The organism is Sorangiineae bacterium MSr11367, from assembly GCA_037157805.1.
Classification (GTDB): domain Bacteria; phylum Myxococcota_A; class Polyangia; order Polyangiales; family Polyangiaceae; genus Pendulispora; species Pendulispora rubella.
In genome coordinates this window covers 6317932-6327405 of sequence record CP089983.1, presented here as the reverse complement: position 1 = coordinate 6327405, position 9474 = coordinate 6317932, and the positions used below count along the sequence as shown (strand labels likewise).

8 protein-coding genes and 1 tRNA gene are annotated in these 9474 nt (G+C 66.6%); 6 read left to right on the top strand and 3 right to left on the bottom strand.

Annotated elements, in window-relative coordinates; all coding sequences use genetic code 11:
• Nucleotides 1–295 precede the first annotated feature (295 nt).
• Nucleotides 296–652: a four helix bundle protein gene (locus LVJ94_24235; GenBank protein ID WXB10325.1), complete on the bottom strand. Its 357-nt coding sequence runs from the start codon at nt 650–652 to the stop codon at nt 296–298.
• 470 nt (nt 653–1122) lie between these two features.
• Here LVJ94_24235 and LVJ94_24230 point away from each other — a divergent pair, with 470 nt between their 5' ends.
• A complete protein-coding gene (locus tag LVJ94_24230; protein WXB10324.1) occupies nt 1123–1479 on the top strand; it encodes a four helix bundle protein in 357 nt (118 codons plus the stop codon).
• 218 nt (nt 1480–1697) lie between these two features.
• On the opposite strand, the gene LVJ94_24225 is transcribed toward LVJ94_24230, so the two are convergent.
• A complete protein-coding gene (locus LVJ94_24225) occupies nt 1698–2195 on the bottom strand; it encodes a hypothetical protein (GenBank protein WXB10323.1) in 498 nt (165 codons plus the stop codon).
• On the bottom strand, nt 2192–3766 hold the full coding sequence (locus LVJ94_24220) for an FAD-binding oxidoreductase (GenBank protein ID WXB10322.1): 1575 nt from the start codon (nt 3764–3766) through the stop codon (nt 2192–2194). The genes LVJ94_24225 and LVJ94_24220 overlap by 4 nt, the downstream gene beginning before the upstream one ends.
• Nucleotides 3767–3837: 71 nt before the next feature.
• Here LVJ94_24220 and LVJ94_24215 point away from each other — a divergent pair, with 71 nt between their 5' ends.
• The 5 genes from LVJ94_24215 to LVJ94_24195 all read left to right on the top strand — a co-directional run bounded on the left by LVJ94_24215 (nt 3838) and on the right by LVJ94_24195 (nt 9472).
• Nucleotides 3838–5742 (top strand): bifunctional homocysteine S-methyltransferase/methylenetetrahydrofolate reductase, encoded by a 1905-nt coding sequence (locus LVJ94_24215; protein WXB10321.1) that lies wholly within the window; start codon nt 3838–3840, stop codon nt 5740–5742.
• Between the two features lie 15 nt (nt 5743–5757).
• Nucleotides 5758–7068, top strand: a complete 1311-nt coding sequence (locus LVJ94_24210) for a hypothetical protein (GenBank protein WXB10320.1) — start codon at nt 5758–5760, stop codon at nt 7066–7068.
• 43 nt (nt 7069–7111) lie between these two features.
• Nucleotides 7112–7185 (top strand) — tRNA-Ile (locus tag LVJ94_24205).
• Between the two features lie 74 nt (nt 7186–7259).
• A complete protein-coding gene (locus tag LVJ94_24200; protein ID WXB10319.1) occupies nt 7260–8000 on the top strand; it encodes a C4-type zinc ribbon domain-containing protein in 741 nt (246 codons plus the stop codon).
• Nucleotides 8001–8008: 8 nt separating this feature from the next.
• A complete protein-coding gene (locus tag LVJ94_24195; protein ID WXB10318.1) occupies nt 8009–9472 on the top strand; it encodes a serine/threonine protein kinase in 1464 nt (487 codons plus the stop codon).
• The last annotated feature ends 2 nt before the right edge of the window (nt 9473–9474 follow it).

The window sequence follows — 9474 nt, the reverse complement described above, 5'->3', positions numbered from 1 at the left end:
TTGCATGATGATTTCCCGCATCGGCGGCGGCGAGAGGGAGCCGTGCGGGCGGCGTAGAGAGGGATCGAGAACGGAATCGGATTCGGAATCGGATTCGGATTCGGATTCGGATTCGGAATCGGAATCGGATTCGGAATCGGATTCGGATTCGGATTCGGATTCGGAATCGGATTCGGAATCGGAATCGGAATCGGAATCGGAATCGGAATCGGAATCGGATTCGGATTCGGATTCACCAGATACAGACGCGGCGGCGGGAGCTGGACGGTGTCGTCCAGCTCCCGCCGCGCGCTCGCTATCGCACCGCGCCGAGGCGGTGAAGCATGGCGGCGATGCGATTGAGCAACTGCTCGCCCGCTTCGATTTCGTGGGGGTGTACGTAGCCCCAGGCGACCGCAACGCGCAAGGCGGCGCGTGATTCGCTGTTGGAGCCCGCGGCGGTGGAGAAGCGCGCGATGCGATGGCCGCCTTGGCTGCGGTTGCCTTCGGCGATGTTCAGAGCGATGGAGCTAAGGGCGCGTCGAAGCTGCTCGCCCAGGTCGCGGTCGCAGCGCCGGATATGTGCAACGATGGGGCGAAGGAGCTCGATGGCTTGAATCGCGAGTTCGAGGACGTGAAAGCCAGAGGGGCGGTGGGCCGGTTTTGCTTGCATGCCCCCCCAAGCGAAAGAAGCGTGACAGCGCCCCCGCCTCTCGAATGCTGCCGCGTGCGGGCGCTGGCGCGCTTCTTTCGCGTTCGGGCAGGCAAGCAAAACCGGCACACCGCATCGAGATTCAGTTCGAGGCGAGATTCATTCGAGCGATGCCATCGCCGATGCGACACCGATGCCCGCATCGCTGATGCGACACCGATGCCCGCATCGCTGATGCGACACCGATGCCCGCATCGCTGATGCGACACCGATGCCCGCATCGCTGATGCGACACCGATGCCCGCATCGCTGATGCGACACCGATGCCCGGGTGCCGATGCAGATTCGGAATCCGCCCTCGAACACTGAACCTCGGTGCGGTGGGATGTTCTTGCTTGCCTGCCTGTGCGCGAAAGAAGCGTGCCAGCGCCCGTCTTGAGGCGGCATTCGAGAGGCAGGGCGCTGTCACGCTTCTTTCGCTTGGGGGGGGCATGCAAGCAAGAACACCCCACCGCCCCTCCAAATTTCATGTCCTCGAACTGGCGATTCAAGCCATCGAGCTTCTTCGCCCCACGGTTGCACATATCCGGCGCTGCGACCGCGACCTGGGCGAGCAGCTTCGGCGCGCCCTCAGTTCCGTCGCCTTGAACATCGCGGAAGGCAATCGTAGCCAAGGCGGCCATCGCATCGCACGGTTCTCCACCGCCGCGGGCTCCAACAGCGAATCCCGCGCCGCCTTGCGCGTTGCGATTGCCTGGGGCTACATCCTTTCCCACGAAATCGAAGCCAGCGAGCGACTGCTCGACGAAATCGCCGCCACGCTTCACCGCCTTGGCGCAAGGCACTAACGCGCGCGGCGCGGGAGCTGGGCAACATCGCCCAGCTTCCGGCCGCCGCCCCAGCTTGATAGTCGGAATCGGAATCGGAATCGGAATCGGATTCGGAATCGGATTCGGATTCGGAATCGGATTCGGAATCGGAATCGGAATCGGATTCGGAATCGGATTCGGAATCGGAATCGGAATCGGAATCGGAATCGGAATCGGATTCGGAATCGGATTCGGACTCAGATTCCCTTCCGAACTCCGACGCCGATCGCGTTGGGCGCGAGTTCGCGCTCCAAGGCGGCGAGGAGTGCGTCTTCGTCGGGTGAGATGGTCGGGTTGCGCTCGGCGTGGAAGGGCTCGGTCGTGGGGCGGGGGATATCGCGACGATGCACGCGGAGCCAGGCGCGTGTAATGGTGACGAAGCGGCCGTGGGCGCCGAAGGCCAGGGCGACCAGATCGGGGCCCGTGGAACGGCGGGGGGCGGGGCGGATCGACAAGACGGAGCCGTCGGGGAGGGTGGCGTCGAGGCCGGCCACGAGGTGATCGGCGGGGTCGAGCCAGGGATCCGGTGCGCCGGGTGCGCCTTCGCCGAGCCAGGTCGCCACGTCCTTGTCGCGCTGCAAGGCAAGATTGGCGACGGCCAGGGTGAGATTGTCACTCGAGAGCGCGACCTCGATGTCACCGAGCTTCATGCGGGCGTCGATCTCGATGAGAAGGCTTTTCCGATCCAGATTCATGCGTGCACCGCCTTCGGGTGTGCGTCGTCCGCATAGGGGAATGGCTCGATGGGCGGGATCAGATTGCCCGGGTTCAAAATGGAATCGGGATCGAATGCGCGCTTCAAGGCGCGCACGACGTCGACGCCGCGTCCCAACTCGCGGCCGAGGCGGGGCGCTTTCGAGCGGCCCGCACCGTGGTGGTGGGCGAGCGTACCGCCCGCGGCGATGGCGGCATCCAGCGCGCGCTGCCATGTGGCGTCGTAGACGCGTTCGCACGCGGCGTCCCACTCGCCGGCTTTGGCTCCCGGTGCAGCACTTCCCGCGAACGAAAAATAGATGCAGCAGCCGTCGGGGTAGGCGTGGCTCAGGTGCGCCATCACGAACACGCTTTCCCCGAGGGCGCGGCGCACGCCATGGTAGAGCGCGCCGAGGCGTGACCACGTCGCGCAGACCTCCATCGTGTCGAGAAAGAGCCCCGATGCGATGGTGGGAGCCTGCCGGTAGCTGATCGAATAGCGATGCGCCATCCAGCGGCGCGCGGGCCCCTCGCCGAGGTACTCGCCGCGGCACGACTCCACGAGCCTTCGCGCCGCCTCGGCATCGCGCGTCGGCTGGTCACCCTGTCCCTCGAACACGGCGACGATGAGCGCGCCGCCGAAGGCCTTCGTCCCGAGGCCGCTGTCGACGAGCGCATTGAACGCCGCCGGTCTCCGCAAGAGCGCCCGCAACGCCGCGGCGCCTGCGCCCGGAGCCTTCTTCTCGCGAGACGAATGACTCTTCACGCTTCCGCGCCGCGCGAGCATCGCATCGAACGGATCGTACAGACGGCAGACCGCCGGCCGCAGCCCCGATTGAAACAGCACCCGCATCGCCTCCCACCCGTCTTCGGTCGAGGGAAAGCTCCACGAGGCGAAGCCGCGCGACGACGGGGCGCGGTGAAGGCGCAACGTCGCGGACGTGACGATGGCCAAGGTGCCTTCGCTGCCCACCACCAAGGGCACCAAGTCGGGCCCATTCGTGCGGCGGTGCAGGCGCACCACCTCGCCGCGCCCGGTGACGCATTCGAGGGAGGCGACCATGTCCTCGATCTTTCCGTAGTAGCCCGAGTTCTGCCCCGCACTGCGCGCGGCCACCCAGCCGCCCACGGTGCTACACAGAATCGAGGAAGGGAAGTGCCCCAACGTGAAGCCACGCCGCCCGAGTTCCTCTTCCAGCGGCAGCCCCACGTGGCCCGCCTCCACGTCGAGCGATGGCGCGTTTGGCTCCAACGTGCGCCACCGCGTCATGCGTTTCAAATCGACGACCACCACGTCTTCGCGCGGCAGGATGCCCGCGCACACGCCGCTGCCGGCACCGAAGGGAACGAGTGGCGTGCGCGTTCCTCGTGCCCATTGCACGAGGGCTCGAACCTCCTCGGTGCAACTCGGCCACACGATGACACCCGGACGATGCTCGGCCACGTTTCCTGCGCGCACGGCGAGGTGATGGCGTGGCCAGAGATCGCGCGCATAGGCGACGCGATCGGCGGGATCGGTACTTCTTCGCAGCGAAGGAAGGGCGCGTTCCAGTTCGATGGAGAGCTCGCTCACGGGATCCTTTATAGCGGCCCGGGCGCGTTCCCGCTGCGCTCCCGATACATCCGAGCTATACCTTCGCGGAAATGACTGCGCGTCCCCTCCGTCCGTTCCTCGAGCACCTTGTGTCCGAACCCCTCGTCGTCGATGGGGCCACGGGCACGCAGCTCTACGAGCGAGGCATCCTGTACAGCACGTGCTTCGAAGAGCTCAACGTTTCCCGCGCCGAGGTCGTCACCCGCGTTCACGAGGACTACGTGCGGGCCGGCGCCACCGTGCTGGAGACGAACACGTTCGGCGCGAACGCTCTGCGCCTCGAGAAACACGGCCTCCAGTCGCGGGTGCGCGAGCTCAATCTCGCCGGCGTCAACCTGGCGCGCGAGGCGGCAGGCGGGCGTGCCTACGTGGCGGGCGCCATCGGGCCGAGCGGCTACTTCCTCGGTGAGGCGAGCGCGGGCGACCTCGCCAAGGTCCGCACCGCCCTGCGCGAGCAGGCCGATGCGCTCGTCGAGGGTGGGGTCGACGTTCTCGTCGTGGAGACCTTCCGCCAGCCCAACGAGCTGCTCGTGGCGTTGGATGCGGCGGTAAAGGCTTCGGCGGGCAAGGTTCCCGTGGTGGCCTGCGCATCGCTCGACGAGCACGGCCGCATGGCCGACGGCACCTCCGCGCTGGACATTGCGGCGCAGCTTCGCGACGAGGGTGCCTCGGTCGTGGGGGTCAACTGCTCCGATGGCCCCATGAACGTCCTCTCCGCCGCCGAGCAGATGCTCCGCCTCGGCCTTCCCGTCTGGGCGGTGCCCAACGCAGGCCTTCCGCGGCGGGTCGACGAGCGCCTCGTCTACGTCTCCACGCCCGAGTACTTCGGCCTCTACGCGCGCCGCATGTTCAAGCTCGGCGTGCGCGCCGTCGGCGGGTGTTGCGGCACCACGCCCGAGCACATCAAGCGCATTGCCGCCTCGGCACGCATGGCCGGCGCCGCCGATGCGCGCGAGCCCGACTCCAACGTCGTCGTGCGCGACGAAGGCACCTCGCAGGTCTCCGTCCTGCCGCGCGGCCTCTTGCCCGTACCCTTCGAAAAGAAGAGCGATCTCGCCGCCAAGATTGGCAAACAGTTCGTCGTCTCGGTCGAGGTCAATCCGCCCATCGGCCTCGACCCGACGAAGGCCGTGAACGCCGCGCGCATGCTCAAAGAGGGCGGCGTCGATGTCATCAACATCGCCGACGGTGCACGCGCGCAGGCGCGCATGAGCAACCTGGTCATGGCCGGTCGCATCCAGCGCGAGATCGGCATGGAGACCATCCTTCACGTCTGCGGGCGCGATCGCAACCTGCTGGGCACCCTGGCGCATCTTCTCGGGGCCCATGACATGGGCATTCGCAACCTCGTGGTCATCACCGGTGACCCGCCGAAGATGGGCGAGTTCCCCGATGCGACGCCGGTCTACGATCTCGATTCCATCGGCATTTTGAAGCTCGCGGCACGCTTGAACAACGGCATCGACCCCGGCGGTCGCGCGCTGGGCGATGTCACGCGCTTCGTGCTCGCCACCGGGGCCGAGCCCTCTGCGTTGAACTACCCGCGTGAAATCGAGCGCCTCAAGGCGAAAAAGGAGGCGGGCGCGGAGCTGGTGATGACCCAGCCCGTCTACGATCCGGAGGCGCTGGAGCGGTTCCTCGTGGACATCGCGCCGCTCGAATTGCCGGTGCTCGTGGGGCTTCTGCCGCTGGCGAGCTATCGCAATGCGGAGTTCTTGCACAACGAGGTGCCGGGCATGCAGGTGCCCGAGCACGTGCGCGAGCGCATGCGCAAGGCGGGAAGCGGCGCCGCGGGGCGCAAGGAAGGCGTGGCCATCGCACGCGAGATGCTCGCCGCCGTGCGCGACAAGGTCGCGGGCGCGTACATCATGCCGCCGCTCGAGAAGTACGAGCTGGCACTCGAGGTGATCGACGGCTTCCAAGGCCCCATCACCGCGACGCGCGCGCTCGGCTAGACCATGCCGTTCGGCATGCCGAAAAGGCTTCTCCTCACCGTCGCGGCATGGGCTGCCGTCTGCGCGGTGGGCTTGACCCTCGTCATCCGCGCCTGCTCCTCGCCGGGGCGCGCGGAGTCCGCGGCCGATGCAGGCGTGCCCGAGGGCGGTGCAGCCGTGCGCTGCACGCGCGAGTCGAACGCCGTCGCGCTCGGCGAAGGCTTCGCGCGCGGCGATGCCTTGGTGGGCGAGGCCGTGGCGACGAACGACGGCTACGCCATCGGCCTCGTGCGGCCCGTCGGCAAGGAACGGCACGCCGGCATGGCCGTCGTGAAGGGCGATTTGAGCGGCGGCCCGACCTTCATCGATCTCGGCCAGGCCACGGGCGATCTTCCACCGCCTCGGCCCTTCGTGCAGCGCGGGGAACTCTTCGCCGCGGCCTACGCGCGCGGCACCGACAGCCGCAACCTGGTGCTCTCCCGCGTCCAGGGCACGGCGGCCGCGGTGTTTGCCGAGATGGCCCAAGAGCGCGACGAATCCCTCGCCTTCGACGTCGTCACCTCGCCCGCGGGCCGCGGCATCGTCGCCTGGGACGAGGACGCCGCCAGTGGCGACGCCGGCGTGGAGCGCGGCGTCATCAAGGTGGCGCTGATTCCCCAGTCAGCGGAAAAAAACATTGCCGGCGCGATCGTTTCCGCGAGCGGCGCCGACGTCGAGCGGCCGCACGGCATTGCGCGGGCAGGCGGCGGGTATTGGCTCGGATGGATTGCACGCCGCCGCGATCCACGTGGCGAGAATGATCCAAAGGGACTCGAAGGCCCGGGCGAGGATCGCGCCTACGCGTGGGTCGAGGTCGCGCGCCTCGACGACGCGGGAAAGCGCGTGGGCGAGGTGCGTCGCGTCACGAGTGACGCGGGGCACGTGACGGCGTTCGATTGGCTCGCCGCCGCCGATGGCAACGTGGAACTCTTCGTCCGCGACGACGGCGAAACCACGCAAGAAGGCGAGGGAGGCCGCATCCTTCGCATCGGCGTCCGCGACGACGGGTTGCAGCCCTCGCAAGCGTTGGTGAGCGGAGGCGTCGGGCAGGGCGATCCGGCTCCGCTGGGCGATCCCGGCAACCGCTGGCTCTTCTACACGGACGTCACCGAGCACGCGCAGGCGCTTTTTCTCGATGGATCGCCCGCTTTGGCCACGCCGATGGCGATGCCGGCGCTCGACGGTCAGAGCCCGCTTTCGTCCAAATCGTCCGGACCGGTCGTGCTTCTGCTCGCTGTAGGCGCATCCGCTGAAGGAAAAGATCAGGCCGAGGCACGTCTCGTACGTTGCGAGGCGTTGAATAGATAAGCTGATTCGACTACGGTTCGCCCCGTGCTACCCCCAGCTTGCCGGGCCCATAGCTCAATCGGTCAGAGCCCCCGGCTCATAACCGGGCTGTTCCTGGTTCGAACCCAGGTGGGCCCACAAAAGCATGATTCTCAGGAAGCCGGTGGCCTCGCGGCACCGGCAAGCGCCGGTGCCGGCAATGGAGTGAAAGCTTGAGCATTACCGAGCAGATTCGTTCGCTCGAGGAACTGGCCTCCGTCGATGCGGAGCTGAAAATCCTCGAGGACCAGCTCACACAAGAGCGTTCAACGCTCGACGCCCTTCGAGGAAGCCTCGAGAAGCTGGAAGACAAGTTGAAGACGGACCGCGCCCACATCGCTGCGCTCGACAAGACGCGCTCCGATTTGGTGGCCGAGGTTCGGCAGATGAACCAGCAAATCGAACACTCGCGCGAGAAGATGAACCGCTCGCGCAACGAGCGCGAGGCGAACGCCGCGCAGCGCGAACTCGAGGAGCTCCGCAAGCTCCTGCGCGATCGCGAAGAGGAAATCGGCAAGCTGACGACGGAGGCCGAAGGGGCCCGTCAGCAAATCGAGTCGACCGAGGGTGAGGCCAGCAAAATTTCCGCTGAGCTGGGATCCCAAGAAGGCGACATCAGCTCGCGTTTGAGCGAGGTCGAAGCGCAGAAGGCCAAGCGCGTGAGCGATCGCCAGGTGGCGATGAAGAAGCTTCCGCCCGTGCTCTACCGCCGCTACGACCAAATTCGCAGCAAGCGCGGAACGGGCATCGCGCAAACGTCCGACGGCACGTGCAAGGCCTGCAATATGGCCCTTCCGCCGCAACTTTTTCATCGCCTGCGACGTGAGCCATTGCTCGACCAGTGCCCGTCGTGCAACCGTATCATTTACTTCGTATCGCCTGCGGCGGCAGCGCAGCCGGTGAAAGAAGGCTAATCGAGCCAGTGAAGAGTTGTCCCAAGTGCCAACGGGTGTACCCCAACGATGCCGGCTTTTGTGCCGCGGACGGCACGGGACTCGTCTTCACGAGCATGGTCCCTGTGGCGAGCGAGGACGACCGCCGCATTGGCCTACGTCTTTGTAACCGCTACGAGATTCGGCGGGTCATCGCCGACGGCGGCATGGGGCGCGTGTACGAGGGCGTCGACAAGGCCACGGACACGCGCATTGCCGTCAAAGTTTTGCACGACGACGTCGCGCGGGACGAAGTGTCGGTCGAACGCTTCCGCCGCGAATTCGAAATAAGTGCAAAGCTCCCGCACGATCATATCGTCCAGGTTTTGGACTTTCAGCAGGATCCGCAGACCCGCGACTGGCTGATGGTGATGGAGTTCCTCGACGGCGAGGAGCTTCGCCTGGTGCTGCGCCGCGAGCATTCGATTGCGCCGGAGCGGGTCATTCGCATGCTGTCGCAGACGGCGATCGGGCTGGATGCGGCGCATGCCATCAACTTCGTTCACCGCGATTTGAAGCCGGACAATCTGTTTTTGTGCGGCAGCCGCGATGGCGACATCGTGAAGATTTTGGACTTCGGTTCGGTGAAGGACAAGAACACCGACGCGAAGAAGCTCACGGTGCTGGGGACCACGATTGGGTCGCCGTATTACATGGCTCCGGAGCAGGCGCAGGGCTTGGAGACGCTGGACAGCCGCGCGGACGTGTTCGCGCTGGCCGCCATTGCCTACGAGTGTCTGTGCGGCGGGGTGCCGTTTCCCGGGACCAATGGTCCGTCGATTCTCTTGGCCATCCTGACCAAGGACGCCGATGCGCCGAGCGTGCGCTGCCAAGGTCGCTCCAATCCTCCGCCGCCCGCGTTGGACGACGTGATGGAAGAGGCCCTGGCGAAGAACCCGAACATCCGCACCCAGTCGGTGGGCATGCTCGCGGACGCGGTGGGCCGCGCCTATGGGCTCACGGGCGACCATTTCGCGTGGGCGAGGATGGCGCAGGGAGAGCTTGCGCAGCTCATCGAAACGGCGCGGCCGCACCTGCTGAAGACGCGACAGCTCAACGTGCTCGAGGCTGCAGCCGATCCGTTTGCGATGCCGGCGCATGCCGGAGCGGGCATGGGCGCTGGGCTCGCGCACGCGCAGAGTGCGTCGGGCGGCATCGTGGTGCAGGCCCCCGATGGCGGCGCCGTTCCCTACGGTGCACTTGGTGGCAATCCCGCGGCGGGGACGTACACGCCCGCGATCGCGCCGCCACCCATGCACCAATACGACGCGCGCGCCGCGGAAGTCGCCGCACGCACCGCCAACACGGTGCCGGGTCGATCCAACGGCGTCGAGGACGAGCCCATCGAGATCGCGGGGCTTTCGTCCAAGGGACAGCCGAAGTGGCTGTTGCCTGCGATCGCGGGCGGCGTGGTGTTGCTGCTGCTGATCGTCGTTCTCGTTGCGATGAAGTAGCG